Here is a 26,937-nt window from a genome sequence, read left to right as displayed (position 1 = left end):
GCGGGCTTGCCCGCGATGAGGTCGGCACTTCCAACATTGAGTTGATTGACCCACAGCTATCGCGGGCAAGCCCGCTCCCACAGGTTTTGTGTGTGGCGTGCTGCTGGTTTACGGCATCAACACCGCACGCCGGGCATCACCGAGGATGTCGACGCCGTTGAGCACGAATTTCTGCGTGCGCACGTCGATGTCGATCACCGGCACGCCGTTTTCCAGGCGGTTGTAAGTGCGGCAGGACAGTTCCAGGTTGGTCTTGGGTTTCTCGCCCATTTTCACTGCGGTTTCCTCAAGGGATTTCAGCTGGCCGCCGACGGTGTGGTAGGTGAACCAGGTGTTGCCGTCCTGATCCTGACCGGCTTCGCGCACGTTCAGCAGGATGTCGTCGCCCAGCTTCACGCCCAGCGCCAGCAGCACTTCGGCGCCGAGGCCTTGCAGGGTCAGCTTGGCGCCGAGCGCTTTGCCGCCCTTGGCCATTTCTTCGACGATGAAGCGCCCGCCGCGCATCTCTTCCATGTCGAATTCGATTTTCGGCGGGGTGAATTCCTCAACGGTCGCCGACAACGGCAGGCCTTGCAGGGTGGCCGCGATGGCCTGTCTTACGCGGTTGGTAAACATTAGAGAACGTCCTCCAGGAACTGCTCGATGATTTCATCGCGGGCGTTGAGTTGATAAACCATGTGTTCGTTCGGCGCGTAGCGGCCGTAGTCGATGACCACGTACCAGGTGCCGTTCTTGTACTTCTCGACGCTGTTCAGTTCCGGGTGCAGATAGACGCTGCCGCCGGGAATGGTTTCGTCGGCAACCAGGGTCTGCAGCCAGTCGTTGATGCGCTTGACCTCCTGGTCCATGAAGGATTTGGTGAGGTTCTTGGCCATGGCTTTCTGGCCGGCCTTGACCAGCTTGCGGCTGATCGCGTCTTCGAGGCCGACGTAGCTGATGAACTTGCCGGTGACCGAGCGGTTACCCAGCAGCGAGAAGCCGCCAAGCACGGTGCGGGCGTAGTAGCTGACGCCGTAACGGTTGAGCAGATCGCCTTCGGTGGAAGTGTCGAGAATGTTGTATTCGACGACGCGCGAGACGTCTTCGGCGTAGGTCACCTGGTTGCCCGGGCTCTCCCACTGCTTGACCTTGGCCAGCGCGGCAATCGCCAGACTGGACGGCGACAGGAAGACGTTTTTCTTCGCCGCTTTCGAATACACGGCGGGCATGTTGTGCACCACCAGGCAACGGTCGAAACCGAGCTCGGCGCCGCCGAGTTCCTGGCTGTACAGCACCTGATCGGCCACCGAGACATCCTTGCCGTCCAGCACCACACGGGCCTTGATGCGCTTGCCGAACGCGGCGAACTCACCGGCCACCGCTTTGCTGCCGGTAAAGCCCGGCGCACCGATGATGGTCAGGTCTTCCGGGACACTGCCCAGCGCCGCCAGACCCAGCTTGCGGCCAGTGGCCGGCTCGACACCGCCAATCACATTGTTGACCGTGTCGGCCGGCGTCGCGCCTGCCTCGACGATGACTACGTACACCGGCACCTTGACCACTTTGAGGATCTGGTAAACCGCGTGATACAGCGTGCCCTCTTCCGACCCGGTCGGGTCGAGCAGCGCGTGAGTGGTAAAGCTGTTGATGCGGAACGGCGCGTTACGCGGAATCAGTGGATCGGCTTTCGGCGCGGTGCCGACCAGACCGATGACGTTGTCACCCAGGCCACCCATGGCCTCGGGGGATTCGCTGGCATTGACGGTAATGCCGTTGTGCTCGAAGTTCAGAACCTCAGCCATGTTCAGTCAGCCTTCTTGGCAGCGGCCTTTTTGGCCTGGGGGATAGGGGTTTTCGGTTCAAGTCGACCGGCAAAGTGCAAGGCACTGGCCTCGACATCGAGCAGATCGAGTTCTTGACCAACGCTCGACCAGTGCCCACCGCCGGTGGGGAATGGGACGAGCACGGTGTAGGTTTGGCGGGTTGCCATTTTTCGTTTCTCCATAAACGGGAAAGCCCCTCGGAGAGAGGGGCTTGGCGGGTGTTGGGTGTTTTGAAGGACAAGAAAACGCCCCGGGATTCGGAGCGGTTATTCGGGCTGCTTGGCGATCCATTCGGGTTTGACCGGGCGTCCTAGCGTCGACGGAAACTCCGACGATTGTGGCCAGTCTCGCAACTGCCGAATGTAGTTCAGCAACTCATTGAATTGGTCAGCCGTCAGGGTGGGCGACTGATTCAGGTCGAGTTGGTCGCGGTGACGTTCACGCAGCCACATGATCGCGCTGATCTGCTCGTCTCGCCAAACGCGTTCCTGCTCGGCTCTCTCGATCGGCGTCAAGGCGGGAAGATCGATCAGGATTGGCAGCCCTTCATCATCATGTCCGCAAACTTTGCCCAAGGGCCGGTTAGCAAAAACTTCCAGGTAACGATCTTCCGTAATCGGAACTACGTCGTCAGGCATATTGCTGTGCAGGGTGTCCAAATAAGTACTGCCGGTTGCCTTACTGTAATAACGCATGTCATGCACCTATTGCGATATAACGAAAGTTCGTCGTTGCCACATTTCCGTAGGCTGTGAAGGACGCCAGGGTTATCGCTGTTGCTCCCAGCGAATGGGCACCGCTTCCCGCATCTGTCGCCACCATCTGGTATACCTGAGAACGAAACGCAGTGGGGTAACTAAAGGTTTGCGTTGTTCCCTGCATGGAGGCCTGCCCCCATTGCAACATCAAACCTCCCAGCCATGATGGAAACACGATGTATCCATTAGGAGCGAGACTGGCCTCGAAGCCAAAACGAAGTTTCTTCGGTGTAACAATGACACTGTCATCCGAACTCGAATTTACTTGGCTCTGGGTGGCGACTTTGGCTGTCCCCTGGTTAGTTTCAGAGGCTCGTTGTGCCAAGGCCGAAAACGCGGCGATATCAATATTTCCCTGATTGACTGGCGCGTTCCAGGCTTTGATGCACCACATGACGGCGAGGTTGCGTGGCCGTGTAACACCGCCCTCGACAGGGTATTCGCCCACACTAAGGTCAGATGCGGTATAGGTTATTCCGACGCCGGGATAATCAGTCGAGCGGTAAACATCGGCTTGAGCCTGGGCAGGACTACAACGTAGGGTGTCGACCGAGGCGCCTCCGGGGGTATTACTGTCGAACGCCGTTAAAGTGCCGAGCTGATAACTGCCAATTGCGCGTGCCGGATCCGCCCCGCGGCCATGATCCCAACCACGCAAGAATTCACCACGCGAATCCGGCAGCCGGAAATTGCCTGCGCCTTCGTCGCCTTTGTTGAATTTTGTACCAAGATAAGCGGCCAGGTCAGGGTAAGTCGCAATGCTCTGGACACTGCCGTCGAGCTCCAGATATCCAGGAGCAACGATCCCTACCGGAAAAGCAAGAACAGCTCCCACCGGAACGGCTGACTTCAACCGTTCGACCTCCTTTGCCAATGCAGCGACATCGATAGTTCCCTGATTGACCGGGGCGTTCCAGGCTTTGATGCACCACATGACGGCGATGTTGCGGGGGCGTGCCTCTGCGCCACCAGAACTATTGAAGCCTGCCGCGAAATTGGTCATTACGGCCGTATTGCCGTTGTCTACCACTACGGCACTGGGATTGCTGCCGGACGCATTAGCGAACGCCTGCATGCGGGTGACCGTATGAGCGTGCGATTTGTTGTCGTCGGCCTGCCAGCTGCCAAGGCCACGCCCGGCATCCACCCCCGCCCATGATCCCAACCGCGCAAAAACTCCCCGCGCGCCTCAGGCAACCGAAAGTTGCCAACCCCCTCATCACCCTTATTGAACTTGCCACCCAAATAGGCGCTCAAGTCCGCGTAAGTCGCGCTGCTCTTGACGCTGTTATCCAGCTCCAGAAAACCCGGCGGCGGCGCATCAACCGGAAACGCCACAATCGATCCCACTGGCAACGCCGAAGCCTTGGCGATCAGCGCTTCAACTTCAGCTTTGGTGTACGAATCCTTGATCCCAAATCCGGCCAGCGTCTCCGGGTTTGCACCCGCAGTCGCGCGACCATATTCATCAACCGTCAAACTCTTGTAAGTCCCCGCAGCAATCCCGGTTCGCCCGGCGAGCATCTTGAATTGCAGCGCGGTCGTGCCAAGGGTGATCGGTGCGTTGGTGGTCAGGTGCCACAGCGAATCTCCATTCGCTACGCCCTCCTCCACCATAACCGTCAGGCCCGGGGTGACCTTGGCGCTGGTGTTGGCATCAGTGGCCCGCACCCAGTCGCCATTGGCAACAATCCACAGGCCATTGTCCTTGGCCAGGGTCTGGCTCGGCAACAGCACGCGATCGCCGGCCACCACGGCAACACCATCAACCTGCTGGGCTCCGCTCAACACGACATTGCCGGTGGCAGCGACGCGTACCGACTGTTTGCCATCCAGTTTGCCGAGTTCTTCGGCGAGATAACTCATGACCCAGGCACGGGTCGCCTTGACCACCGTGTCATCGATCAACAAGGTCACCAGCGACGCATTACTGGTCTCGAAAATCGAGCGAATGTAAAACTCTTTACCCGAGCCCGACGTCGCCAGCACCGGTTTGAACGACTCCGGATATTTGACGATGGCGTAAAGAATCCCGGTGTCAGTCCACAGCCCCGCTTCCCGCACATACCAGCCGCCAACATCCGGCGGAATGGTCACTTCGGCGAGCAGCCAGCTCGGGTTTTTCTCATCCTGGAACAGTGCATTGAGTGGCCCGCGCCAGACTTCGCGTTTCAGTGCGGTCGCGGTGGCGGCCGGGTTGTAGACCGCGCCGTTGCCGTCGCCGACGGAAATCTGCGTCAGCTTGATCGGCGTACCTGCGGCCTTGCACGCCGTTTCGTAGGCAATCCCTGCGTTGGTGAGCAGGGTGTAATAGTCAGCCATTCAGGCCCCCTGAGGATAAATAGTGGATGTTTCGACGGTGTACAAAGCCGCGGCCATGAACGCCTCGCCAGAGGTTTCAAGGCCTTCGGTGAACACCGGATAAACCGTAGTCAGCTCGCCGCAGAACGTCGCGGCGCCGATGACGTGATTGCCAAACGCGCTCAAGCCCACCGACACCGAGAGAATGTCCCGTTCGCTTTTGGCATCGGCCAGACGGCGGTCGAGACGTGCATCGATTTCTTCGCTGTAGGGTTGGTCGCTGAAGGCTCGTACGGAAAAGCTGTACGGCACGCCGGGCGGTGTCTGTTCGTACCAAGCACGGATTTCCGGGCGCAGTTGCAACCCCTTGGCGGCGTTTTCCAGCGCTTTTCGAGTGCCGGCCTGGCGTGCAGTGGGCCAGGCCAGTTCGACGGTCAGGCGCTTTTCCGCTTCCGGCGCATCGGTACTCCATTCGGCGACGCCACGATCGGCAGCCAGATAAGGCAGGAAGGCCACCGGCGTTTCGCTGGGGTTCATCAGTTTGGGGAACGGCGGTGCGATGCGATCGAGCAAGGCACCGAAGCCCAGATCCAGTCCGCGTTCCAGTGCCGAGCTGTTAGCCGGAAGCAAGGTTGGCCGCTGAGTTTTTTCACTCATAGCGTCAGCACCTCGATTTCGACCGCGGTGCAATACGGCGCCTGAAACGCGGTCGTCACGATCGGCGCCAGCGGTTCGAGAATCTGCAGTTGCACGGCGCCGGCGCTGTGCAGCGTGTAGTCGATCCAGCTCGGATCGACCCGACCTTCCAGGCGATGACAGCTGTCGGCGTAGGCCTGCAGGTGTGCTTGCGCCGCGACCTTGGTCAGGCCCGAATCGGGGCCGGAATTGATCTTGGCAATGACGCGGATTTTGTACCGCTGGATCTCGGCAGCCTTGACGGTGACAAGGTCGGTTTCCGGGCGCACATCCGGTCGGGCGAAATGCTGACGGACGCCGTCGAGCAATGCTTCGGAAGGTGTGCCATCGCCTTCTCGCGAAAGCACGGTGACCTGCACCTCGCCCGGCGCAGTGCGCCGCCCATTGCCATCCTTGACCTGCGCGGCGAGGCCGTCGGGATCGAAGGTGTAGGTGACGTTTACCACGCCGGAATCAGTGGACTCGACCTGCACCGTGGGCCGCTCGCCGAGGGTGAATACTTCACGGCGATACTGCATCCGCGAACCAGCCGCCGGTGCATGAGGTGCCAGGTAATAACGCAGCCGAGCGTCGTCATCACTTTCATAAATCGCCGGTACCGGCGGGAAGGCCGCCGGGTCGCCGGGATCGATCAATTGCCGCTCCAAGCCCATGTCCGCCAGCCGCGCATCCAGATTGCTGCCAGTCGCCCACCACGCCAGCATCTGCTTGATGCGCGCATTGTATTTGCGCTCATGGGTTTGCAGGCGCACGCAGAACGCTTCCAGCGCGAGGGTGAGCAATTCGCTTTCGTTTTCCAGACTGGTCTTGAGTTTTTCGGCGCTGGGCGGCGAACGAGCACCCACGTATTCGATGACGAAAGTCTTGAACTCGGCGAGCAGATCTTCAAACGCTTCGACTGTGATCAGCGCGGGTTCGGCCAGCTGATTCTGGCCCGGGATAAGCATGCTCATGTCGCCACCTCGAAAGTTTGTTGGCGGTTTTTCCAGGTGCCGGCAAATCGCAGCAGCAGGCCGTCGCCGTGGCGACTGGCAACAATCACTTGCGGCTGAAAATCATCGATACCGTTTTGCGAGTTGTAGAACGCTTGCGCGGCGTGGCTCTGCGCCAGAAGCAGAACGTCGTCACCGAGGTTCTGCCCGAGCAGCGTGGGGATCAGCGATCCATACAAAGGGCGTTTTTGCCGGGTGCCCAGCGGCGTGGTCAGGGCTCGGGTCGCGCGCTGCACGAATTGCAGCCAGTCGTCGACCGTGGCCCCGCTTTCTCTATCGATTCCGATCATGGGAGGCTCTTGAATCAGGGGCTGATGACGCGGCCCTGGTGATCGACCAAGGGGCCGCTGAAATGCACGCCCGAGGCGTCGATGCTCAGGCCGACGGCGCCCAGTTGCAGGGTGATCAACTGCGGAGTCATGGCCAGTCGCGCCGGGCCGATGCTGAACTGGAGCGACTCGCGAGAACCGTTGAACGCGGCCGGGCCGTTTTGCCAGTGCAAGGTGTGAGTGGCATCGTCGTAACCGCTTTCGCTGCCGTCGACATGCACCCGACGGGTCAGCGTCGGTACGGTCGAGGCCGCTGGGAAACGGTCACTGTTCAAACCGAACAACGCCACGCTCTGCGCACCGCTTTCACCGCTGCCATAGTTGAACAGCAGGCACTGCTCGCCCACCGTCGGGATTCGCGATTCGCTTTGCGCACCGGCGCTGGGGTTGAAAAACTTGATCGCCGGCGTGAGCAATCCGCCATGGCTGACCTGGCAAGTGTTGCTAGCCGCATCGACCGATTGACAGATACCAATACGACAGAAACTCTCGGCACGGCGATGCAGGTCTTCGATTTCCGCTTCCATTTCCGCCAGACGCTCAATGATCGGGCCGAGCTGCATACGCAGTAATGCGTCGAACATCGGTCAACCCTCCAGCGCGGTGTATTGCTCGGGATCGTCGATATTGCTGACCTCCCAGGTGCGGGCAAATTTGGGCACGCCCAGCGGATCATCGAGCAGGGTCGGACCGAGGTAGAGGGTCTGCTCGAAGGTCAGGGTCCAAGCTTTGTATGGCTGATCGCCGCGAATGAGCAAGGAGGGCAATCCATCGATATTCGTGGGCAGATCGCATTGATCGCCGGGCAATCCCCAGCGGTTGTCGGTGATCAGGTTTTTCAGCACAGCGATCAGGTCGCATGCCGTAAATGCGGTCGCAGAAAGCGCCGGCACGACTTGCAGTGACAACGTCATGACATGAGCGATACGCCCATCTGCGGCGCGCACGCCGGACGCGTTTCGGTCAAAGTCGATCAGTATCCAGGCCTGATCGCCCGCCGCTGTGAAGTCATCGGGACCGCCGACATTGAGGTTGAGACCGGCGGTGTTGCGCAGTGTCGTCGCGATGGCTGTAAACAGTTGCGACGGCTGCTGGATCGGTGTGGGCATACATGACCTCCTTTTCATTCGTCCACGCGCAGCCCTGCCGCCAACATGGCGGCACGGAAAATATTCAGGGTTAAGGCTGGTCGCGCGGCGGTACTTCGCAGACGCCGATGCGCTTGGCCGCCCAGCGTTCGTAAAGGCCGATGGCGACGTCGGCGCCGGCCATGGCGGTCAGGCAGCCAAACGCACCAGCGGCCCAGATCGACATGCCGGCGGCATACAGCAGCATGATTGCCGACACGCCGCAGATCATGCAGGCACCGGAGCGCAGGGCCAGCCGCCGTACCAGTGACCAGCCGCGGGCACCCTCCTTGTCGGCACGCCACATTTCGCCGGACACCCCTCCGACGACGGCGAGGAGGATGACCAGCCAGATCGGCATGTCCGCCAACGCTTGTTGCTCGTTTGTCATGTCACGCCTCCGTGGGCAGTGGGTGATAGATGGGAATCGAGTTCAAATAATGTCTCTTCAGGCAGGCATTCCAAAAGCCCGGCCTTGCGCCAGGCTTTTCAGCAATGCGGTCCCGCCGATCGATTACTCGAGTTGGAATCAGTAAGGTGCGACTGGCCACGCGATGTTCGCCGGATAACCCGATTGCTGATTGATGTCGCTGAGGGCGATGCAGTATTGCTTGTGGGCCAACAGCCGAGCCTGGTCGTCGCTGGTGGCGACGCCGACGTCGACTTTGAACTGCAGCGAGTTCATCAGTAACCAGTTGGCGGCCCCATTCAGCAATTGCCACTTCTGCTGTTCGGCTTCGTTTCGCAGCTCTTCTTCGGTCGGTGCAGAGAAGGTCCAGACCCCATTGAAGGTTGCGCTCCAACCCACCCGAATATCCGTACTGCCGGTTACATCAACCCAAACCGAGGTTGGCGAAGCGGGTGGTTCAAGAATCACTTCACTTTCTTTCAACTGGACAACTCGGTTGTATTCAACCAATGCATAAAGACTCATTGGGTCTTCCTCATTTACTCTTTGGCAGGAATATCGCCGTGCAACTGGCAGGTATTTAAAAGCCCGGCAACAAGGCCAGGCTTTTCGGTAATGCACTGCGCATTTCAATATTGCGGATGCGTCAAATGTCGCTTATGGCACTTCAGGCCAAATGACGCTCAGTGGATAGCCCGGCTGTTTGTTGACTTGGCTCATCGCGATGAAGAACTGCTTGTAGGCCAGCAGTGCGGCCTCTTCAGCAGGTGTTGCCAGCCCCAGCTCGACTTTTTGCACCAGTGCCGACGATGCCAGGGTGAAGTTGACTTTGTCGAAACGAGTCATTCTTTCGTTACGCATTTGAATAGCCAACATGGACGGTTGCCCCCACATATCGCTATCAGTAAATGTCCAGACGCCGTCGGTGTTCACCGCGTTCCAGGAATAATCGATCTTGGGCAATGCGCTGACATCCACCCAGACTTGATCCGCCGGAAACTCATCGGTGATCGGGTTCGCGGTTTCAAAAATGTTGTCTACTTTGCCAGCGACAACACGTGCGTATTTCTTCATGCTCATCATCCTTATTGAGTGCCGGCATCCCGGCGTTTCAGTTTCTGCCCGGTAGGCATTCCAAAAAGCCCGGCGCTTGCACGCCGGGCTTTTCAGTAATGCGCTCCTTCGCCTTCCTTCCAATCCTGTATTCGAGAAGGGAGCTGACTTTTCGGCGCTACTGGCGCGGTACGAGTCCATTCAGATTGTTTTTCCGACCGCGGTCCCTGCCCGCCGGATAACTGCTTCTGGTGCTTTACGCTGCACACCCGGGTCAGTTGCCAACCCTCTGAACCGTTGAGGCCGGTTCATCGCTGCCTGTTCTTGTGAAACTAAAGAGCTTGTCTTGCCAGCCGCTTTATCGAGCGGCTTGGTGGCAAGAATATGCATGGATGCATATACAGTCAATGCGTAAATGCATTTATTTATGCATTAAATTTGCGCTTGCGCATGAAACCCAAGCGGGCCAAGGGGTGGGGAGATTTCTGCAGGCGAAAAAAACCTGCCGAGGGGCAGGTTTCAGTTGGATGAACGAGAGTTAGCGGGCGTACATGCCCCACCAGAAGACGTGACCGAGGATGACGATCTGCTCTTCCTGGATTTCCTGGAAGCTGTAGTCCTCGTCCGGATGCTCGTCGCGATTGAAGCTGCGCAGGCGAATGCCGGTGGGCAGGCGATAAAGTTGTTTCACGCGCAACTGGCCGTTGTGATTGATCGCATACAGGTCGCCATCGATGATGTCGCCGATACCGCACTTGCCGGCGTTGACGCCGACAGTCGCACCATCGCGCAGGACCGGTAACATGCTGTTGCCGCGCACCGTTACGCATTTGGCCTGGTCGAACTGCACGCCGTTGTGGCGCAGGCTGCGCTTGCCGAAGCGCAGGCTGGAGCGTTCGCTCTCTTCGATGACGAATCTTCCTGATCCAGCTGCCAATTCGACCTCGCGTAGAAAAGGCACGGACACTTCGTCATCCTCGACGGGGGTGTCGTCGTCCCACAGCATGATGTCCTTGAGTTCCGCGTGCACATCTGCGCGGGCGCCGCTCGCCGTCAATACGACGTCCGCACGGCCGCGCAACTGATCGGTACTGACATTGAAGTAATCGGCGATCTTCGAGATGTGTTTATCCGAAGGATCGACAATTTTCCCGCTGAGAATCCGCGAGAGCGTTGATTGAGGCACGCCGGTGCGACGGTGGAGCTCCGTGGGGGAGATCCCGTGCTGGTCGAGCAGTGCTCTTAAGACAGAGGAAACGTTGCGTTTTTGCATAACGCGCATAGTGCTTGAAGTTTTACTCAAAGACAAATGCTGATTTGCATATTATCCGCATATCCCACGTCATTCTCGGCGAGGATTTGTAGAGCGACCTAGCGGCACGTGATATCGTGTGCGACCGCAAATATAACGGCTCAATGCCATCGTCAGAGCGCTCCCTCGCCATGACATCAGGCGTGACCCTCGCAGCGCTTACTGGATCAGTTATGTATAAAACCAAGATGGATCGGATCGTTTTCCTAGACTACACAAGGATTCTGGCATTTATCAGTGTTTTGGTGGGCCACAAATTTATCGTGCCGCTCATTATTACCATGGGAGACACCTCCCAACATGCTTCTATCAGACTGCTCGCCAATATCGCGTACCAGATTTGCTATGGAGGCGCTGCGGGAATCATCATATTCTTTTTGACTTCCGGCTATATCATTTCCCATGTGCTGCAGTCGGAAACCAGTACCGAGTTCATCATCAAACGGATATTCCGTATATACCCGCTGTTCATGTTCGCGGTTGTATTGGAAGCTGTATTGAACAGATATGTTCTGGGTCTGCCCTTTGCCGATATTTCCGACTGGATTCCTCGGCTACTCTTGCTGGGTGACTATTTCGGCACTCGGCCAGTCATTGGTAGCGTAGAGTGGACATTGAGAATAGAAGTGACTTTTTATGCGCTGATGGTTGCACTCAAGGCCTGCGGCTTGATGCGCCACCAGAACTACCTGCCGGCCGTGTTCATTCTTATTACTCTGGCGTTGCACTTCTTGCCGGCTTTCCCAAGTGCACCGGGATTGGCGTATGGATATTTCACCGTTTACGCGCCTTTTCTTTTCATTGGCGTATGTATCTACTTGATTGAACATCGTCGAGCAAACAACAACGTCTGCCTTCTTACTATTGCCATCATCATGTATTCATTCTTTCTTAAAGCCGTCACGATCGTACCTGACTGGAAAGAGCTGAACTACGGGTTGTTCGCCGTGATGGCATTTTCGCTTTTCTGGCTACTGCGCCGTCATCTGACTGACGGCCCGTTCATTCGGCTGCTTTCCACATTGACCTATTCGGTATATCTGTTCCATAACTGGTTCTGGACATATATTGAAATGGCCTTGAAGAGCATGGGCATGCAGGAAAATTACCTGAAAATGGCGACCGTGACCGTTCTCTTCCTCTTCTGCTATGGCGTCAACAAAACCGTCGAAGATTACGGATTGAAAATGGGCCGCAAAGTTTTGCAATGGCACCGTTCACGGCAGTTGAACACGAGCGTCAAAGCAACGGCTTGAGTTCGGAAAACCGATTGTTCCTGCCAGCCCCAAGGCCAGACCCAGTCACTGCCGATAAAAACCAGGTTCGTCCCATGTCGGGCCTGGTTGTCTTCCATTGCAGCCCCCCACCGCAGCTCTCAGCTCAGACTTGATCTTAGAGCATCGCGCAGCTATTGATCCTCTCGCCCGCCTCAAACCGCTCATTTCTTGATTAGAGATCAACCATTAGATGAAATGCCGCGTGAGACAGCGGCGTGTTGCTGCATGCACCTCAAAAGACTTCATACTCGCTCCACTGATACCACGATGGGCGGCATCACTGGCAAGCCACTCGGCCATTTTTTGATGCCATACACCCCGTTTTGGCCTCGTCATTTTTTTCGGTAAAACCAAGTCACTGATGAATAAAGCAATTTCTGACCTGTCCTCCCACACTCCGATGATGCAGCAATACTGGCGCCTGAAGAATCAGCACCCGGATCAGCTGATGTTCTATCGCATGGGCGATTTCTACGAGATCTTCTACGAAGATGCGAAGAAAGCTGCCAAGTTGCTAGACATCACCCTGACCGCGCGCGGGCAGTCGGCGGGTCAGGCGATTCCGATGTGTGGGATTCCTTACCATGCGGCGGAAGGTTACCTGGCGAAACTGGTCAAGCTCGGCGAGTCGGTGGTGATTTGCGAGCAGGTCGGCGACCCGGCCACCAGCAAAGGCCCGGTTGAACGCCAAGTGGTGCGGATCATCACGCCGGGGACGGTCAGCGATGAAGCGCTCCTCGATGAGCGTCGCGATAACCTGATTGCTGCAGTGCTGGGCGATGAGCGTCTGTTTGGTCTGGCGGTGCTGGACATCACCAGCGGCAACTTCACTGTGCTCGAAATCAAAGGCTGGGAAAACCTCCTGGCCGAGCTGGAGCGCGTGAATCCAGTTGAACTGCTGATTCCGGATGACTGGCCAAAAGACCTGCCGGCGGAAAAACGCCGTGGCGTGCGTCGTCGTGCGCCGTGGGACTTCGAGCGTGACTCTGCGTTGAAAAGTCTCTGCCAGCAATTTTCCACCCAAGACCTGAAAGGCTTCGGCTGCGAAAACCTGACCCTGGCCATTGGCGCTGCCGGTTGCCTGTTGGCCTACGCCAAGGAAACCCAGCGCACCGCCTTGCCTCACTTGCGCAGCCTGCGTCACGAACGCCTCGATGACACCGTGGTTCTCGACGGCGCCAGCCGGCGCAATCTCGAGTTGGACACCAACCTGGCCGGTGGCCGCGACAACACCCTGCAATCGGTGGTCGATCGCTGCCAGACCGCCATGGGCAGCCGATTGCTGACTCGTTGGCTGAACCGGCCGCTGCGCGATCTCACCGTGCTGCTGGCCCGCCAGACCTCAATCCGTTGCCTGCTCGACGGTTATCGCTTCGAAAAGCTGCAACCGCAGCTCAAGGAAATCGGCGACATCGAACGGATCCTGGCGCGGATCGGTCTGCGCAATGCGCGACCGCGTGACCTTGCGCGTCTGCGTGACGCTCTCGGCGCACTGCCAGAACTGCAAGTGGCGATGACCGATCTGGAAGCGCCGCACCTGCAGCATCTGGCGGCCACCACCAGCACCTACCCGGAACTGGCGGCGCTGCTGGCAAAAGCCATTATCGATAACCCGCCGGCGGTGATCCGTGACGGCGGCGTTTTGAAAACCGGTTACGACAGCGAACTCGACGAACTGCAATCACTGAGCGAAAACGCCGGCCAGTTCCTTATCGATCTCGAAGCCCGCGAAAAAGCACGTACCGGTCTGGCCAATCTGAAAGTCGGCTACAACCGCATCCATGGCTATTTCATCGAATTGCCGAGCAAGCAGGCTGAATCGGCGCCAGCGGACTACATCCGCCGGCAGACGCTGAAGGGCGCCGAGCGGTTTATCACGCCCGAGCTGAAAGAGTTCGAAGACAAAGCACTGTCGGCCAAGAGTCGCGCGCTGGCTCGGGAAAAGATGCTTTATGAAGCGCTGCTCGAAGACTTGATCAGCCAACTGCCACCGCTGCAGGACACTGCCAGCGCACTGGCCGAGCTGGACGTGCTGAGCAACCTTGCCGAGCGCGCGCTGAATCTTGACCTGAACTGCCCGCGTTTCGTCAGCGAGCCGTGCATGCGCATCACTCAGGGGCGTCACCCGGTGGTCGAGCAAGTGCTGACCACGCCGTTCGTGGCCAACGATTTGAGCCTGGACGATAACACGCGCATGTTGGTGATCACCGGGCCAAACATGGGCGGTAAATCCACCTACATGCGGCAAACCGCTTTGATCGTGCTGCTGGCGCATATCGGTAGCTTCGTGCCGGCCGCCAGTTGTGAGTTGTCGCTGGTCGACCGCATCTTCACCCGTATCGGTTCAAGCGATGATCTGGCCGGCGGTCGTTCGACCTTCATGGTCGAGATGAGCGAAACCGCCAATATCCTGCATAACGCTACCGAGCGCAGTCTGGTGCTGATGGACGAAGTCGGGCGCGGCACCAGCACCTTTGACGGTCTGTCGCTGGCGTGGGCGGCGGCCGAGCGCTTGGCTCACCTGCGCGCCTACACCTTGTTCGCCACGCACTATTTTGAACTGACCGTGCTGCCGGAAGCCGAACCTCTGGTAGCCAACGTGCACCTGAACGCTACCGAGCACAACGAACGCATCGTGTTTCTGCACCACGTTCTGCCTGGGCCGGCCAGCCAGAGCTACGGCCTGGCAGTGGCGCAACTGGCGGGTGTGCCGAGCGAAGTGATCCTGCGCGCGCGTGAGCATCTGAGTCGCCTGGAAGACACTGCCCTGCCCCACGAGGCGCCGAAACCAGCGGCCAAGGGCAAACCGTCGATACCGCAGCAAAGCGATATGTTCGCCTCGCTGCCGCATCCGGTACTCGACGAATTGGCGAAAGTGGATCTGGACGATATGACGCCACGCCGTGCGCTGGAAATGCTCTATGCACTGAAGAACCGGATATAAGCACTGAAGAAGCGGATATAACGCAAATCGCTTCAAGCTGTTAGAATCTCGCGCGGTTCGGGATGCTGCTGGCTCATAGCCTGGTCAGCAGGTATCGCTCCCGAACCTGGCGACCCCAACCGTGAAGGGGCAACGCTGCCGCCGCCTGAGGAGAAAATTAGAAATGACCTTCGTCGTCACCGACAACTGCATCAAGTGCAAGTACACCGACTGCGTAGAAGTCTGTCCGGTGGACTGCTTTTACGAAGGCCCGAACTTCCTGGTGATTCACCCGGACGAGTGCATCGACTGCGCGCTGTGTGAACCAGAATGCCCGGCTGTGGCGATCTTCTCGGAAGACGAGATCCCAAGTGGCATGGAAAACTTCATCGAGCTCAATGCCGAGCTGGCGGATGTCTGGCCGAATATTACAGAGAAGAAAGATCCGTTGCCGGGCGCTGAAGAGTGGGATGGCAAGACCGGTAAAATTGCTGACCTCGAACGCTGATCTGCCTCGCGTCGACTAAAAAGGCCCCTTGCGGGCCTTTTTGCTTTTTGCAGGTTGTACTTTTCTGCAGGCGAAAAAAGGGGCGGTATGACCCGCCCACATTTTTTCCCTATTCCCTGTATTCCGTTTTCATCGTCCTGATGAATCGCCTCCTGCGATGTCCGTTCCCCTCTTCCGTGAAGGGCGTGTCTGTCCGTCGACACAGCCCTGATATTAGAGAGTTTCCGCAGCGGAGCAATCAGGCTCAGGTGCATGACTACGCTGACATAAAGGCATAACAATTGAAAAATTTTCTGCAAAATCAGAATGTTACCGTTTGGCAACGAGTGCAATCGCCTTCCGCCGAAGTGTAAAAATAGCGAACACTTACGACACAGTAAGCAAAGGCTTACAGCGCGAGACTACAAACTCAGAAAATGCTGACCGCTCGTCTGGCACCTCGCCTGCCAGCCCCGATGCACGAGACAGGCATAAACAAAAAGCCCCGACTGATCAAATCAGCCGGGGCTTTTTGCGGGCGGTCGATCAGGCGCTTACTGAAACAGCGACTCGCTCGACAGGCCATTCTTCTCCAGGATCTCGCGAAGGCGCTTTAGGCCCTCCACCTGGATCTGCCGTACCCGCTCGCGGGTCAGACCGATCTCCAGGCCTACGTCCTCAAGCGTGCTGCTTTCGTGGCCGCGCAGGCCAAAGCGGCGGATCACCACCTCGCGCTGCTTGTCGGTCAGTTCCGACAGCCATTGATCGATGCTCTGCGACAGGTCGTCATCCTGCAGCAGTTCGCACGGATCCGTTGGACGATCATCAGTGAGGGTGTCCAGCAGGGTTTTATCCGAATCCGGACCCAGCGAGACGTCGACCGAAGAAACCCGTTCGTTCAGGCCGAGCATGCGCTTGACCTCGCCCACCGGTTTTTCCAGCAGGTTGGCGATTTCTTCGGGTGAAGGTTCGTGATCGAGTTTTTGCGTCAGCTCGCGTGCGGCCCGCAGGTACACGTTGAGCTCCTTGACCACATGAATCGGCAGCCGGATGGTCCGGGTCTGATTCATGATCGCGCGTTCGATGGTCTGACGGATCCACCAGGTGGCATAGGTTGAGAAGCGGAAGCCGCGCTCGGGATCGAACTTTTCCACCGCGCGGATCAGGCCGAGATTGCCCTCTTCGATCAGATCCAGCAGCGACAGCCCCCGATTGACGTAACGCCGGGCGATCTTGACCACCAGCCGCAGGTTACTTTCGATCATGCGCTTGCGCCCGGCCGGATCGCCACTTTGCGACAAGCGCGCAAAATGAACTTCTTCTTCCGGGGACAGCAGAGGGGAAAAGCCGATTTCGTTGAGATACAGCTGCGTGGCATCAAGTGCCCGAGTGTAGTCGATGTATTTATGTTGTTTGAGTGTGGCGGAGTGTCTGGATTTGGAACGAACGGAAGGTGGAGCAGCCCCTTCATCATTCAACATCGAATCCGAATCGATGCCGGTCTCCATAAGGAGAACCTCATCGTCGATGTCAAACTCCGGCACTTCTTTACTGAGAGCCATTGTTATAGTCCTTTGGTGAGTTCGACCCCAAGCTCAAGCGACGCCTTTATCCTTGGCAACGCTGGAGCCTGTCCCCTCTACGCGACGGAACAGGCTGGCCTTCAAATCAACGTCTTGGCAGGAACTGCAGCGGATCCACAGGTTTACCTTGGCGGCGAATCTCAAAATGCAGTTTCACCCGGTCTGTACCCGTTGACCCCATTTCGGCAATTGTCTGTCCGACCTTGACCTGCTGCCCCTCCCGAACCAACAGCCTGCGGTTATGTCCGTAAGCACTGACGTAGGTTTCGCTGTGTTTGATGATGACCAATTCGCCGTAGCCCCTTAAGCCACTCCCGGCGTATACGACCGTCCCATCAGACGCAGCTAAAACAGGCTGTCCCAAATCTCCGGCGATATCAATTCCTTTATTCAAACTACCGTTTGAAGAGAATTTTCCAATCAGAACGCCATTAGATGGCCATCCCCAGCCGGTCGGGGCCGGGCCTGCCGGAGGCAGTGGCGCGGGCGCAGGTTTGCTCGCGACGGACGGTACAACCCCTTTAGAACCGGTGGTTGTAGTGGTTGTGGTGCCATTCGCCTGGCGCCGGATTACCGTGGTTTTACTCGACGAAGAAGGTGAAGAACTGGCGTTGCTCACGACCGCAGTCGGCGTTGAACCGCTGCGCCCGTCGAAGCGAATTGTCTGACCCGGATGGATCGTATACGGCGTAGGAATGTTGTTCCGCGCGGCGAGGGTTTTGTAGTCCCAGCCGTAACGAAAGGCGATCGAAAACAAGGTATCGCCAGGACGGACTACATACTGCCCGGTGGTTACGGTAGGACGTTGTGCCACCGCATTGTTGCGATCGACAACCCGCACGTTGCTCGATTTGGTGCTGGAGCAACCGACCAGCAAGGTGCTCAAGACAAGGCCAGTCACCAGGCGCTGAAAGCTCGTGTTACCCATACGCTGCGCAATGACTGTGAGACTCACCCGCCGCTCCCTTTGTGGTGGCTGAAAATTCTGAATGCCGCACTGCGGCATGAGGTATCGCAAGTATAACGGGCCGAACCGGCTTTACCTTTAATGAAGCGAAATCACCGGGCGCACACGTTTGCCAGTGGCAAATACGCTGCGTTTAAAACCTGGCTGCCGGTGTAAGACCGGCGCCGTTGAAAGGAATTCAGCGCCTGTTTACAAATGCTCAGGCCAGTGGCCCGTTGAGCAAAGGCACGAAACGTACAGCGCCCAAAACGTGTCGGGAAAAGCCATGTTCTTCGCGCACGATCAGCATCAGTTGCTGCACTTCACCGGAGCCGACTGGAATCACCATGCGTCCACCAGGAGCCAATTGATCAAGCAAGGCCTGTGGCACATCGGTGGCCACGGCGGTGACGATGATGCCGTTGTAGGGCGCCAGCGCCGGCCAGCCTTCCCAGCCATCGCCCCAGCGAAATACCACGTTACGCAGGTTCAACTCGACCAGACGCTCCTTGGCGCGATCCTGCAGCACCTTGATGCGCTCGACGGAAAACACCCGCTCAACCAATTGCGACAACACGGCCGTCTGGTAGCCGGAGCCCGTGCCGATCTCCAGCACTTTATCCAGCGGACCCGCTTCCAGCAGCAGCTCGCTCATGCGCGCCACCATATAAGGCTGGGAAATGGTCTGGTTGTTGCCGATCGGCAGCGCGGTATCTTCATAAGCGCGATGCGCCAGCGCCTCGTCGACAAACAGGTGACGCGGTGTGCGGCGGATCACTTCCAGCACTTTGGCGTTCGATACGCCTTCTTCATACAGCCGCTGGATCAGTCGCTCGCGCGTACGCTGGGAGGTCATGCCAATGCCGCTGCGCAGGCGGTCGTCATGTTCACGCATCAGCTCAGCCCCCAGCCAGCCGTCAAGACTTCTGAAGGCATCATTGAAAGTGCGATCAAGCTGCAACGGTGTGATGGACACATAACCCTGCATCACGGCATGAAAATCGGTGCCCGGGCCGCCATCCTCAGCGTCACCGGCAGCGGCGATCCAGTAACCGGCCTTGCCGCGCGGATCGACCACTTTCATCGGGGCTGCCGCGCGAGCGCGGTGGCCGAGGCGGGTCAACTGAATGCCACGGATGTGATCGATGGGCAAATTGGGGATGTTCACGTTGAGTACCGTGCGCGGTGGCAGATCGAGCCCGGCGTGGGCCTCGACCAGTTTGCGCGCAAAGTAGGCCGCTGTCGGCAGGTTGTCCACCTGACGCGAGACCAGGGAAAAGGCAAACGATGGGCGCTGGAGAAATCGTCCTTCCAGCGCAGCCGCCACGGTTCCGGAATACAGCACGTCGTCACCAAGATTGGCGCCCAGATTAATGCCGGAAACCACCATGTCCGCTTCGCGTTCAAGCAAGCCGTTAAGGCCCAGGTGAATGCAATCGGTCGGCGTGCCGTTGAGGCTGATAAAGCCGTTGGCCAAGTATTGCGGGTGCAGCGGACGGTCGAGCGTCAGCGAACTGCTGGCGCCGCTTTTGTCCTGCTCCGGGGCGATAACCACGCATTCGGTGTAGTCCGCCAGCGCAGCATAAAGCGCGGCGAGACCGGGCGCGGTGACCCCATCGTCGTTAGAAATCAGAATACGCATGGGCTGTCCGTCTGCCCCACCGGCACCAGATCAACGAGCTCGCGCACCAATACGGTGGCGAAGCATCCGGCCGGGAGGACGAATTCCAGTTGCAGAATGTCAGGTTGGGGATAATGCCACGTCAACCCGCCAATGGGCAGCCGCAGGATGCGACGTTCATGGCTCATGCCGGCGTGGATCAACCAGTCGCGCAGCTCCGCTTCGCGGGTGGCGATCGCCTGCTCCAGTTCATGGACAGCACCAGCAGCCGGCGAGTCACCTACGCCCCACTGCGGACCGGTCGGGTGCAGGTCGAGAATCGCCAGACGCGGGTCGCTGCATTCGGTTTCACCGGCCGGGAAAAAACTGCGGCTGTCGGTGAAGGCCAGCAGATCGCCAACCAGCGCGGTGTTCCAGGTGCCATCGGCGACGCGCGCCGCCAGCACCTGGTTGAACAGAAAGCTGCGCGCCGTCGACAGCAGGCGCGAGCGCACATTGCGCTGTTCCGGCAAAGCCTTGCGTGCCGCCCACGCCCGCGCATCGACAACGTTACCGCCGTCATGGCCGAAACGCTGGGCGCCGAAATAATTGGGAATGCCCTGCTTGGCGATCAGTTGCAGGCGTTGTTCAAGCGCGTCTTTGTCGCCATTGAATTGCGTCAGGCGCAGGGTGAAACCGTTGGCCGAATGCGCACCGCGTTGCAGCTTGCGCTTATGGCGCGTGGTCTTGAGGATCTTCAGCGTGTCGTTTTCCGCCGCCGTCAGATCCGGGTCGGCCTTGCCCGGCAATTGCACGCTGAACCACTGTCGTGTCAGGGCCTGACGGTCTTTCAGGCCGGCATAGCTGACGGTGCGCAACGGCACACCCGCCGCCTTGGCGATCCGCCGCGCGGCTTCTTCGGTGTTGAGGCCGCGCTTTTCTACCCAGATCCACAGGTGTTCGCCGTCACCGCTGAACGGAATATCCAGCACTTCATCGACCTGGAAATCCTCAGCGATGGCTTTCAGTACCGCTGTGCCGAGGGGTTCGCCATAGGCCCGCGGGCCGAGCAATTGCAGTTCATTCATGCGCGCAGCAACAAGGCAACGGAGTGCACGGCGATGCCTTCTTCGCGACCGACAAAGCCAAGCTTTTCGGTGGTGGTAGCTTTGACGTTCACTTGATCCAACTCAACTTGAAGATCCGCCGCGATCAGCGCGCGCATCGATTCGATATGCGGCGCCATTTTTGGCGCCTGGGCAACGATGGTGTTGTCGACGTTGCCGACTCTCCAGCCCTTGGCGTGGATCAGACTGACCACATGACGCAAGAGCACACGGCTGTCGGCGCCCTTGAATTGCGGGTCGGTGTCCGGAAAGTGTTTGCCGATATCACCCAGCGCCGCCGCGCCGAGCAAGGCATCGCTCAAGGCGTGCAGCAGGACGTCACCGTCGGAATGAGCGAGCAGCCCGAAGCCGTGTGCAATCTGCACGCCGCCCAGAGTAATGAAATCGCCTTCAGCGAAACGGTGCACATCGTAGCCGTGGCCAATACGCATAAAAAAACGCCCCGATTTTTGTCAGGGCGTGATTCTACCTGCATTAACCGCGCAGAGCGCGCGCGTGATGCTGCAAGTGGTCGTCAATGAAGCTTGAGATGAAGAAATAGCTGTGGTCGTAACCCGGTTGCAGGCGCAGCTCCAGCGGATGCCCCGCTTGTTTTGCGGCGTGTTGCAAGGCTTCGGGTTTCAGTTGCGTGGCGAGGAAATCGTCGCGATCGCCTTGATCGACCAGCAACGGCAACTTCTCCGTCGCCTCCGCAATCAGCACACAGGCGTCCCACTCCTTCCACTTCGAACGGTCTTCGCCCAAATAGTTGGAAAAGGCCTTCTGGCCCCACGGGCAATCGATCGGATGGGTAATCGGCGAGAACGCCGACACTGATTGATAACGACCCGGATTGCGCAGCGCGCAGACCAACGCGCCGTGGCCGCCCATGGAGTGGCCGCTGATGCTGCGCTTGTCGGATGCGGGGAAATGCGCTTCGACCAGTGCAGGCAGTTCCTTCACGACATAGTCATGCATCTGATAGTGCCGCGCCCACGGTTCCTGGGTGGCGTTCAGATAAAACCCCGCACCGAGACCGAAGTCCCAGGCCTTGTTCGCATCGTCCGGAACATCCGGGCCACGCGGGCTGGTATCCGGGGCGACAATAATCAGACCGAGCTCGGCAGCCATGCGCATCGCACCGGCCTTCTGCATGAAATTCTCATCGGTGCAGGTCAGCCCCGACAGCCAGTACAACACCGGCAGCTTGCCGCCCTGCTCCGCTTGCGGCGGCAGGTACACGGCAAAGACCATGTCGCAATCAAGCACTTCGGAACGATGGCGATAGCGCTTGTGCCAGCCACCGAAACTCTTCTGACAGGAAATGTTTTCCAGATTCAAGGGATTCTCCCTAGCTGTAAGCTGCAAGCCGCAAGCTTCAAGAAAAAGCACGAACACCTTTACTTGCAGTTTGAAGCTTGCAGCTCGGGGCTGCTGTTAGAAATGTATGACGGTGCGGATGCTCTTGCCTTCGTGCATCAGGTCGAACGCCTTGTTGATATCTTCCAGGCCCATGGTGTGGGTGATGAAGGTATCCAGCGGAATTTCGCCGCTCTGGGCCATGTCGACGTAGCTCGGCAATTCAGTACGGCCACGCACGCCGCCGAACGCCGAACCACGCCAGACGCGACCGGTAACCAACTGGAACGGACGGGTGGCGATTTCCTGACCGGCACCGGCAACGCCGATGATGACCGACTCGCCCCAGCCTTTGTGGCAGCACTCAAGCGCGGCGCGCATGAGTTGCACGTTGCCAATGCACTCGAAGGAGAAGTCGACGCCGCCGTCGGTCATGTCGACGATCACTTCCTGAATCGGACGATCGTAGTCTTTCGGGTTCACGCAATCAGTGGCACCCAGTTGTTTGGCGATTTCGAACTTGGCCGGGTTGATGTCGATGGCGATGATGCGCGCAGCCTTGGCTTTCACCGCGCCGATCACGGCCGACAAGCCAATACCACCGAGACCGAAGATGGCCACGGTGTCACCTGGCTTGACCTTGGCGGTGTTGAGCACGGCGCCGATACCGGTAGTCACTCCGCAACCGAGCAGGCAGACCTTTTCCAGCGGCGCGTCCTTGGAGATCTTCGCTACGGAAATTTCCGGCAGCACGGTGTACTCCGAGAACGTCGATGTGCCCATGTAGTGGAAAATCGTTTCGCCCTTGTAGGAAAAGCGCGAAGTGCCGTCCGGCATCAGGCCCTTGCCTTGGGTGGCGCGAATCGCCTGGCAGAGGTTGGTCTTGCCCGACTTGCAGAATTTGCACTGGCCGCATTCCGGGGTGTACAGCGGAATGACATGATCACCGACGGCAACCGAGGTCACGCCCTCACCGATCGCTTCAACGATGGCCCCGCCTTCGTGGCCGAGGATCGACGGGAAGATGCCTTCCGGGTCTGCGCCGGACAAGGTGTAGGCATCGGTATGGCACACCCCGGAAGCGACCACGCGCAGCAACACTTCACCAGCCTTCGGCATGGCGACATCGACTTCTACGATTTCCAGCGGCTTCTTGGCCTCGAAGGCAACGGCGGCGCGCGACTTGATCATGCTGACTCTCCAATGAATCCAATAAATAAAAAAGCAGACAGACAGTGTAGTTCAGCGCGCCCTGAGGAATAATCCGAGCCAAAGCAAAACATTATTGCCATACGGGGATAATCCAAGTGTCGGAAAACCGCTGGGAAGGCATCGACGAGTTCGTTGCCGTCGCCGAATGCAACCAATTCACCGCCGCTGCCGAGCGTCTTGGGATCTCGTCCTCGCACATCAGTCGACAAATCGTACGACTCGAAGAGCGTTTGCAGACGCGCCTGCTCTATCGCAGCACCCGGCGGGTGACGCTGACCGAAGCCGGGCAGACGTTTTTGCAACATTGCCAACGTTTGCAGGATGGTCGCGAAGAAGCCTTGCGCGCGGTGGGCGATCTGACCAGCGAACCGAAAGGCATGCTGCGCATGACCTGTGCGGTGGCCTATGGCGAACGGTTTATCGTGCCGCTGGTGACGCGGTTCATGGGACTGTACCCGCAGCTGCGCATTGATATAGAGCTGAGCAATCGCCAGCTGGATCTGGTGCATGAAGGGCTGGACCTGGCGATCCGTCTGGGTCGGCTACAGGATTCGCGCTTGGTCGCGACACGTCTGGCGCCCCGCAGAATGTATCTGTGCGCGTCGCCTTCCTACCTGGAACGGTACGGGCGCCCACACAGCTTGTCGGAATTGAGTCGGCACAATTGCCTGATTGGCAGTTCGGATATCTGGCAACTGGAACAGAACGGGCGGGAGTTTTCCCAGCGGGTGCAAGGAAACTGGCGCTGCAACAGTGGGCAGGCGGTGCTGGATGCGGCGCTTCAGGGTGTCGGATTGTGTCAGTTGCCGGATTATTACGTGCTTGAGCATTTGCACAGTGGCGCGCTGATTTCCTTGCTGGAGGCGCATCAGCCGCCGAATACGGCGGTGTGGGCGCTGTATCCGCAGCAGCGGCATTTGTCGCCGAAGGTGCGCAAGTTGGTGGATTTTCTTAAAGAAGGGTTGGCGGAGCGGGCGGAGTATCGAAGCTGAGTGATGGGTTGTTCGTGCGGCCGCCTTCGCGAGCAAGCTCGCTCCCACAGTGGACGTGCAGTGACTGCAAATCTGGTGTCAGGCGCAAATCAAATGTGGGAGCGAGCTTGCTCGCGAAGGCGGCGCAATGGACGCCACAGCAATCAGCGGCGGTTAGCCCACCGCTGGCGCAACCATTCCAGATCTTCCGGTCGGGTCACCTTGAGGTTATCCGCGCGCCCTTCGATCAGACGCGGCGCCAGACCGGCCCATTCCATCGCCGAAGCTTCATCGGTGATCACGGCATCCGCAACCAGGCTGTCGGCCAACGCCTGATGCAACGCGCCGAGGCGGAACATCTGCGGCGTGTAAGCCTGCCAGATCACGCTGCGATCCACGGTTTCGACCACACGCCCGTTCTTATCAACGCGTTTGAGCGTGTCGCGAGCGGGCACCGCCAACAGACCACCGACCGGGTCATCCGCCAGTTCGGCAAGCAACTTGTCGAGATCGTCGCGACTGAGATTCGGCCGGGCCGCATCGTGCACCAGCACCCAATCGTCATCGTCGGCACCTTGCGCATGCAGATGCAGCAAGGCATTGAGCACCGAAGCGGAACGCTCCGCGCCGCCATCAACCCGCTGAATGCGCGGATCGTTGACGCATGCCAGATTCGGCCAATATGGATCATCGACAGCAAGACTGACCACCAGCCCCTTGAGGCTCGGGTGATCGAGGAAACAGCCGAGGCTGTGTTCGAGAATTGTGCGCCCGCCCAGTTGCAGATATTGCTTGGGACGGTCCGCGGCCATTCGGGCACCGACGCCCGCGGCAGGAATCACGGCCCAGAAGGCCGGCAGGGAATCGATCATTGGGCCAACTGGTAAAGGGTTTCGCCGTCCTTGACCATGCCCAATTCGTGACGAGCCCGCTCTTCAACGGTCTCCATGCCTTTCTTCAGCTCGCTGACTTCAGCGTCCATCACCCGGTTGCGCTCCAGCAGGCCTTCGTTTTCGGCATGTTGCTCGGCGATCTGCTGTTTCAGCTCGGCGACCTGCGCCAGACTGCCATTGCCCACCCACAGGCGGTACTGCAGACCGGCCAGTAGCAAGAGCAAAACAAGAAACAACCAGTAAGGACTGCGCATCGAATATCAGGTATCCAGTGAAAAAAGACAGCCACGCATCATGTTGCAGCATCTGATAGCACGAAGCCTGGAAAGATCCAGGCTTGTGCTTAAGGCATCAGATTAGTGGCAAATCCATCGCTGTCACGACTTTTCCGACACAATCCGGTGTCCTTTGATCAGGTTGCGCTTAACCGCGGAACTCGGCACGGCCGTTGTACTTGGCCTTGCCGTTCAACTGCTCTTCGATACGCAGCAGTTGGTTGTACTTGGAAACGCGGTCGGAGCGGCACAGCGAACCGGTTTTGATCTGGCCAGCCGAGGTGCCCACAGCCAGGTCGGCAATGGTCGAATCTTCGGTTTCGCCGGAGCGGTGCGAGATCACGGCAGTGTAGCCCGCAGCCTTGGCCATCTGGATGGCTTCCAGGGTTTCGGTCAGGGTGCCGATCTGGTTGAACTTGATCAGGATCGAGTTGGCGATCTTTTTATCGATACCTTCTTTCAGGATCTTGGTGTTGGTCACGAACAGGTCGTCGCCCACCAGCTGAGTCTTCTCGCCGATCTTGTCGGTGAGGACTTTCCAGCCAGCCCAGTCGGACTCGTCCAGACCGTCTTCGATGGAGATGATCGGGTAACGCTCGGTCAGGCCTTTGAGGTAGTCGGCGAAACCTTCAGCAGTGAACACCTGGCCTTCGCCGGACAGGTTGTACTTGCCGTCTTCGTAGAACTCGCTCGCCGCGCAGTCCAGCGCCAGGGTGACGTCGGTGCCCAGCTTGTAACCGGCGTTGGCAACAGCCTCGGAGATCACTTTCAGCGCGTCTTCGTTGGACGCCAGGTTCGGTGCGAAACCGCCTTCGTCGCCAACGGCGGTGCTCAGGCCACGGGCCTTCAGCACGGCTTTCAGGTGATGGAAAATCTCGGTGCCCATGCGCAGACCATCCGAGAAAGACTTGGCGCCAACTGGCTGGACCATGAATTCCTGGATGTCGACGTTGTTATCGGCGTGCTCGCCACCGTTGATGATGTTCATCATCGGTACCGGCATCGAGTACACGCCCGGGGTGCCGTTGAGGTTGGCGATGTGCGCGTACAGGGGCAGGTCCTGATCCTGCGCAGCCGCCTTGGCCGCAGCCAGGGACACCGCGAGGATGGCGTTGGCGCCCAGGGTCGCTTTGTTTTCGGTACCGTCGAGCTTGATCATCGCCTGATCCAGCGCTTTCTGGTCGCTCGGGTCGGTGCCCAGCAGCAGATCGCGGATCGGACCGTTGATGTTGGCTACCGCCTTGAGCACGCCCTTGCCCAGGTAACGGCTCTTGTCGCCATCACGCAGCTCGAGCGCTTCACGCGAGCCAGTGGATGCACCGGACGGCGCGCAGGCGCTGCCGATGATGCCGTTGTCGAGAAGCACGTCCGCTTCCACGGTGGGATTGCCACGGGAGTCGAGAACTTCACGACCTTTGATGTCGACGATTTTTGCCATTGTTGTAAACACTCCAAAGTTGACGAAAACGACGCAGCTAGAGGAAATCTTTATCGTCGGCAAGCGAAGTACAGCGGGCAGACTTGCA

27 protein-coding genes and 2 pseudogenes are annotated in these 26,937 nt (G+C 58.6%); 4 read left to right on the top strand and 25 right to left on the bottom strand.

What is annotated here, in order from left to right; all coding sequences use genetic code 11:
• Positions 1-108: 108 nt before the first annotated feature.
• From ACZZZ4_RS14610 to ACZZZ4_RS14545, 14 genes and pseudogenes are all read right to left on the bottom strand, one after another.
• Positions 109-615 (bottom strand): phage major tail tube protein, encoded by a 507-nt coding sequence (locus ACZZZ4_RS14610; protein ID WP_039762530.1) that lies wholly within the window; start codon positions 613-615, stop codon positions 109-111.
• Positions 615-1,781: a phage tail sheath protein gene (locus tag ACZZZ4_RS14605; protein ID WP_463548089.1), complete on the bottom strand. Its 1,167-nt coding sequence runs from the start codon at positions 1,779-1,781 to the stop codon at positions 615-617. Before ACZZZ4_RS14605 ends, ACZZZ4_RS14610 begins: the two co-directional genes overlap by 1 nt.
• A 2-nt stretch (positions 1,782-1,783) precedes the next feature.
• Positions 1,784-1,969, bottom strand: a complete 186-nt coding sequence (locus ACZZZ4_RS14600) for a hypothetical protein (protein ID WP_129998788.1) — start codon at positions 1,967-1,969, stop codon at positions 1,784-1,786.
• Positions 1,970-2,068: 99 nt separating this feature from the next.
• The gene (locus tag ACZZZ4_RS14595) at positions 2,069-2,497 is read right to left on the bottom strand and encodes a phage tail assembly chaperone (RefSeq protein WP_039762524.1); all 429 of its coding nucleotides are present in this window, start codon (positions 2,495-2,497) and stop codon (positions 2,069-2,071) included.
• 1 nt (position 2,498) lies between these two features.
• A pseudogene (locus tag ACZZZ4_RS14590) lies at positions 2,499-4,882 on the bottom strand (phage tail-collar fiber domain-containing protein).
• Positions 4,883-5,518, bottom strand: coding sequence for a phage tail protein I (locus tag ACZZZ4_RS14585; protein WP_463548088.1), 636 nt, complete (start codon positions 5,516-5,518; stop codon positions 4,883-4,885).
• Positions 5,515-6,510, bottom strand: coding sequence for a baseplate J/gp47 family protein (locus ACZZZ4_RS14580; protein ID WP_463548087.1), 996 nt, complete (start codon positions 6,508-6,510; stop codon positions 5,515-5,517). The genes ACZZZ4_RS14585 and ACZZZ4_RS14580 overlap by 4 nt, the downstream gene beginning before the upstream one ends.
• Positions 6,507-6,839 carry a phage baseplate protein gene (locus ACZZZ4_RS14575; protein WP_463548086.1) on the bottom strand — a complete coding sequence of 111 codons (333 nt, stop codon included), beginning with the start codon at positions 6,837-6,839 and terminating at the stop codon, positions 6,507-6,509. The genes ACZZZ4_RS14580 and ACZZZ4_RS14575 overlap by 4 nt, the downstream gene beginning before the upstream one ends.
• Positions 6,840-6,853: 14 nt before the next feature.
• Entirely contained in the window at positions 6,854-7,462 is a 609-nt protein-coding gene (locus ACZZZ4_RS14570; protein WP_039762513.1) for a phage baseplate assembly protein V, read from the bottom strand.
• A gap of 3 nt (positions 7,463-7,465) precedes the next feature.
• The gene (locus tag ACZZZ4_RS14565) at positions 7,466-7,987 is read right to left on the bottom strand and encodes a hypothetical protein (RefSeq protein WP_129998784.1); all 522 of its coding nucleotides are present in this window, start codon (positions 7,985-7,987) and stop codon (positions 7,466-7,468) included.
• 70 nt (positions 7,988-8,057) lie between these two features.
• The gene (locus ACZZZ4_RS14560) at positions 8,058-8,396 is read right to left on the bottom strand and encodes a phage holin family protein (RefSeq protein ID WP_024011844.1); all 339 of its coding nucleotides are present in this window, start codon (positions 8,394-8,396) and stop codon (positions 8,058-8,060) included.
• Positions 8,397-8,534: 138 nt separating this feature from the next.
• Positions 8,535-8,939: a tail fiber assembly protein gene (locus tag ACZZZ4_RS14555; protein ID WP_463548085.1), complete on the bottom strand. Its 405-nt coding sequence runs from the start codon at positions 8,937-8,939 to the stop codon at positions 8,535-8,537.
• Between the two features lie 132 nt (positions 8,940-9,071).
• A complete protein-coding gene (locus ACZZZ4_RS14550; protein ID WP_039762506.1) occupies positions 9,072-9,488 on the bottom strand; it encodes a tail fiber assembly protein in 417 nt (138 codons plus the stop codon).
• A gap of 517 nt (positions 9,489-10,005) precedes the next feature.
• Positions 10,006-10,749 carry a LexA family transcriptional regulator gene (locus ACZZZ4_RS14545; protein WP_463549279.1) on the bottom strand — a complete coding sequence of 248 codons (744 nt, stop codon included), beginning with the start codon at positions 10,747-10,749 and terminating at the stop codon, positions 10,006-10,008.
• Between the two features lie 107 nt (positions 10,750-10,856).
• Here ACZZZ4_RS14545 and ACZZZ4_RS14540 point away from each other — a divergent pair, with 107 nt between their 5' ends.
• From ACZZZ4_RS14540 to fdxA, 3 genes are all read left to right on the top strand, one after another.
• Positions 10,857-12,035 (top strand): acyltransferase family protein, encoded by a 1,179-nt coding sequence (locus ACZZZ4_RS14540; RefSeq protein ID WP_152641590.1) that lies wholly within the window; start codon positions 10,857-10,859, stop codon positions 12,033-12,035.
• Between the two features lie 394 nt (positions 12,036-12,429).
• Positions 12,430-15,000: a DNA mismatch repair protein MutS gene (gene mutS, locus ACZZZ4_RS14535; protein WP_310406895.1), complete on the top strand. Its 2,571-nt coding sequence runs from the start codon at positions 12,430-12,432 to the stop codon at positions 14,998-15,000.
• Positions 15,001-15,163: 163 nt separating this feature from the next.
• Positions 15,164-15,487 carry a ferredoxin FdxA gene (gene fdxA, locus ACZZZ4_RS14530; protein WP_310406754.1) on the top strand — a complete coding sequence of 108 codons (324 nt, stop codon included), beginning with the start codon at positions 15,164-15,166 and terminating at the stop codon, positions 15,485-15,487.
• Positions 15,488-16,020: 533 nt separating this feature from the next.
• On the opposite strand, the gene rpoS is transcribed toward fdxA, so the two are convergent.
• From rpoS to ACZZZ4_RS14490, 8 genes and pseudogenes are all read right to left on the bottom strand, one after another.
• Positions 16,021-17,028: an RNA polymerase sigma factor RpoS gene (gene rpoS, locus ACZZZ4_RS14525; RefSeq protein ID WP_016771451.1), complete on the bottom strand. Its 1,008-nt coding sequence runs from the start codon at positions 17,026-17,028 to the stop codon at positions 16,021-16,023.
• 106 nt (positions 17,029-17,134) lie between these two features.
• Entirely contained in the window at positions 17,135-18,004 is an 870-nt protein-coding gene (locus ACZZZ4_RS14520; protein WP_039762497.1) for a peptidoglycan DD-metalloendopeptidase family protein, read from the bottom strand.
• A gap of 211 nt (positions 18,005-18,215) precedes the next feature.
• On the bottom strand, positions 18,216-18,851 hold the full coding sequence (locus ACZZZ4_RS14515; protein ID WP_160768345.1) for a protein-L-isoaspartate(D-aspartate) O-methyltransferase: 636 nt from the start codon (positions 18,849-18,851) through the stop codon (positions 18,216-18,218).
• Positions 18,852-18,899: 48 nt separating this feature from the next.
• Positions 18,900-19,637, bottom strand: a pseudogene (gene surE, locus ACZZZ4_RS14510) (5'/3'-nucleotidase SurE); the annotation flags it as partial.
• A complete protein-coding gene (gene truD, locus ACZZZ4_RS14505; RefSeq protein WP_463548084.1) occupies positions 19,625-20,683 on the bottom strand; it encodes a tRNA pseudouridine(13) synthase TruD in 1,059 nt (352 codons plus the stop codon). The pseudogene surE and the gene truD, both read right to left, overlap by 13 nt.
• Positions 20,680-21,153, bottom strand: a complete 474-nt coding sequence (ispF, locus tag ACZZZ4_RS14500; RefSeq protein ID WP_129998776.1) for a 2-C-methyl-D-erythritol 2,4-cyclodiphosphate synthase — start codon at positions 21,151-21,153, stop codon at positions 20,680-20,682. The genes truD and ispF overlap by 4 nt, the downstream gene beginning before the upstream one ends.
• A 43-nt stretch (positions 21,154-21,196) precedes the next feature.
• Positions 21,197-22,042 carry an S-formylglutathione hydrolase gene (gene fghA / locus ACZZZ4_RS14495; RefSeq protein WP_415763515.1) on the bottom strand — a complete coding sequence of 282 codons (846 nt, stop codon included), beginning with the start codon at positions 22,040-22,042 and terminating at the stop codon, positions 21,197-21,199.
• A 96-nt stretch (positions 22,043-22,138) separates the two neighbouring features.
• Complete coding sequence (locus ACZZZ4_RS14490; protein WP_110600129.1) at positions 22,139-23,251, bottom strand: S-(hydroxymethyl)glutathione dehydrogenase/class III alcohol dehydrogenase; 1,113 nt, start codon at positions 23,249-23,251, stop codon at positions 22,139-22,141.
• A 116-nt stretch (positions 23,252-23,367) separates the two neighbouring features.
• Here ACZZZ4_RS14490 and ACZZZ4_RS14485 point away from each other — a divergent pair, with 116 nt between their 5' ends.
• Positions 23,368-24,264, top strand: a complete 897-nt coding sequence (locus tag ACZZZ4_RS14485; RefSeq protein WP_463548083.1) for a LysR substrate-binding domain-containing protein — start codon at positions 23,368-23,370, stop codon at positions 24,262-24,264.
• 143 nt (positions 24,265-24,407) lie between these two features.
• Here ACZZZ4_RS14485 and ispD read toward each other — a convergent pair whose 3' ends face one another.
• The 3 genes from ispD to eno form a co-directional block, all read right to left on the bottom strand.
• On the bottom strand, positions 24,408-25,115 hold the full coding sequence (gene ispD / locus ACZZZ4_RS14480) for a 2-C-methyl-D-erythritol 4-phosphate cytidylyltransferase (RefSeq protein WP_463548082.1): 708 nt from the start codon (positions 25,113-25,115) through the stop codon (positions 24,408-24,410).
• Positions 25,112-25,390 (bottom strand): cell division protein FtsB, encoded by a 279-nt coding sequence (gene ftsB / locus ACZZZ4_RS14475; RefSeq protein WP_016771460.1) that lies wholly within the window; start codon positions 25,388-25,390, stop codon positions 25,112-25,114. The genes ispD and ftsB overlap by 4 nt, the downstream gene beginning before the upstream one ends.
• 169 nt (positions 25,391-25,559) lie before the next feature.
• Entirely contained in the window at positions 25,560-26,849 is a 1,290-nt protein-coding gene (gene eno, locus ACZZZ4_RS14470; RefSeq protein ID WP_463548081.1) for a phosphopyruvate hydratase, read from the bottom strand.
• Between the last annotated feature and the right edge of the window lie 88 nt (positions 26,850-26,937).

The sequence above is a fragment of the Pseudomonas sp. AC252 genome (assembly GCF_979258105.1).
Note: the sequence above shows the minus strand (reverse complement) of the source record. Positions and strands in the feature narration are given on the sequence as shown.

Bases quoted from the DNA above. Each gene is read 5' to 3' on its own strand.
- ACZZZ4_RS14610 (WP_039762530.1), bottom strand. From the start codon at position 615: ATGTTTACCAACCGCGTAAGACAGGCCATCGCGGCCACCCTGCAAGGC.
- ACZZZ4_RS14605 (WP_463548089.1), bottom strand. From the start codon at position 1,781: ATGGCTGAGGTTCTGAACTTCGAGCACAACGGCATTACCGTCAATGCC.
- ACZZZ4_RS14600 (WP_129998788.1), bottom strand. From the start codon at position 1,969: ATGGCAACCCGCCAAACCTACACCGTGCTCGTCCCATTCCCCACCGGC.
- ACZZZ4_RS14595 (WP_039762524.1), bottom strand. From the start codon at position 2,497: ATGCGTTATTACAGTAAGGCAACCGGCAGTACTTATTTGGACACCCTG.
- ACZZZ4_RS14585 (WP_463548088.1), bottom strand. From the start codon at position 5,518: ATGAGTGAAAAAACTCAGCGGCCAACCTTGCTTCCGGCTAACAGCTCG.
- ACZZZ4_RS14580 (WP_463548087.1), bottom strand. From the start codon at position 6,510: ATGAGCATGCTTATCCCGGGCCAGAATCAGCTGGCCGAACCCGCGCTG.
- ACZZZ4_RS14575 (WP_463548086.1), bottom strand. From the start codon at position 6,839: ATGATCGGAATCGATAGAGAAAGCGGGGCCACGGTCGACGACTGGCTG.
- ACZZZ4_RS14570 (WP_039762513.1), bottom strand. From the start codon at position 7,462: ATGTTCGACGCATTACTGCGTATGCAGCTCGGCCCGATCATTGAGCGT.
- ACZZZ4_RS14565 (WP_129998784.1), bottom strand. From the start codon at position 7,987: ATGCCCACACCGATCCAGCAGCCGTCGCAACTGTTTACAGCCATCGCG.
- ACZZZ4_RS14560 (WP_024011844.1), bottom strand. From the start codon at position 8,396: ATGACAAACGAGCAACAAGCGTTGGCGGACATGCCGATCTGGCTGGTC.
- ACZZZ4_RS14555 (WP_463548085.1), bottom strand. From the start codon at position 8,939: ATGAGTCTTTATGCATTGGTTGAATACAACCGAGTTGTCCAGTTGAAA.
- ACZZZ4_RS14550 (WP_039762506.1), bottom strand. From the start codon at position 9,488: ATGAAGAAATACGCACGTGTTGTCGCTGGCAAAGTAGACAACATTTTT.
- ACZZZ4_RS14545 (WP_463549279.1), bottom strand. From the start codon at position 10,749: ATGCGCGTTATGCAAAAACGCAACGTTTCCTCTGTCTTAAGAGCACTG.
- fdxA (WP_310406754.1), top strand. From the start codon at position 15,164: ATGACCTTCGTCGTCACCGACAACTGCATCAAGTGCAAGTACACCGAC.
- rpoS (WP_016771451.1), bottom strand. From the start codon at position 17,028: ATGGCTCTCAGTAAAGAAGTGCCGGAGTTTGACATCGACGATGAGGTT.
- ACZZZ4_RS14515 (WP_160768345.1), bottom strand. From the start codon at position 18,851: ATGACCTCCCAGCGTACGCGCGAGCGACTGATCCAGCGGCTGTATGAA.
- truD (WP_463548084.1), bottom strand. From the start codon at position 20,683: ATGAATGAACTGCAATTGCTCGGCCCGCGGGCCTATGGCGAACCCCTC.
- ispF (WP_129998776.1), bottom strand. From the start codon at position 21,153: ATGCGTATTGGCCACGGCTACGATGTGCACCGTTTCGCTGAAGGCGAT.
- ACZZZ4_RS14490 (WP_110600129.1), bottom strand. From the start codon at position 23,251: ATGATCAAGTCGCGCGCCGCCGTTGCCTTCGAGGCCAAGAAGCCGCTG.
- ispD (WP_463548082.1), bottom strand. From the start codon at position 25,115: ATGATCGATTCCCTGCCGGCCTTCTGGGCCGTGATTCCTGCCGCGGGC.
- ftsB (WP_016771460.1), bottom strand. From the start codon at position 25,390: ATGCGCAGTCCTTACTGGTTGTTTCTTGTTTTGCTCTTGCTACTGGCC.
- eno (WP_463548081.1), bottom strand. From the start codon at position 26,849: ATGGCAAAAATCGTCGACATCAAAGGTCGTGAAGTTCTCGACTCCCGT.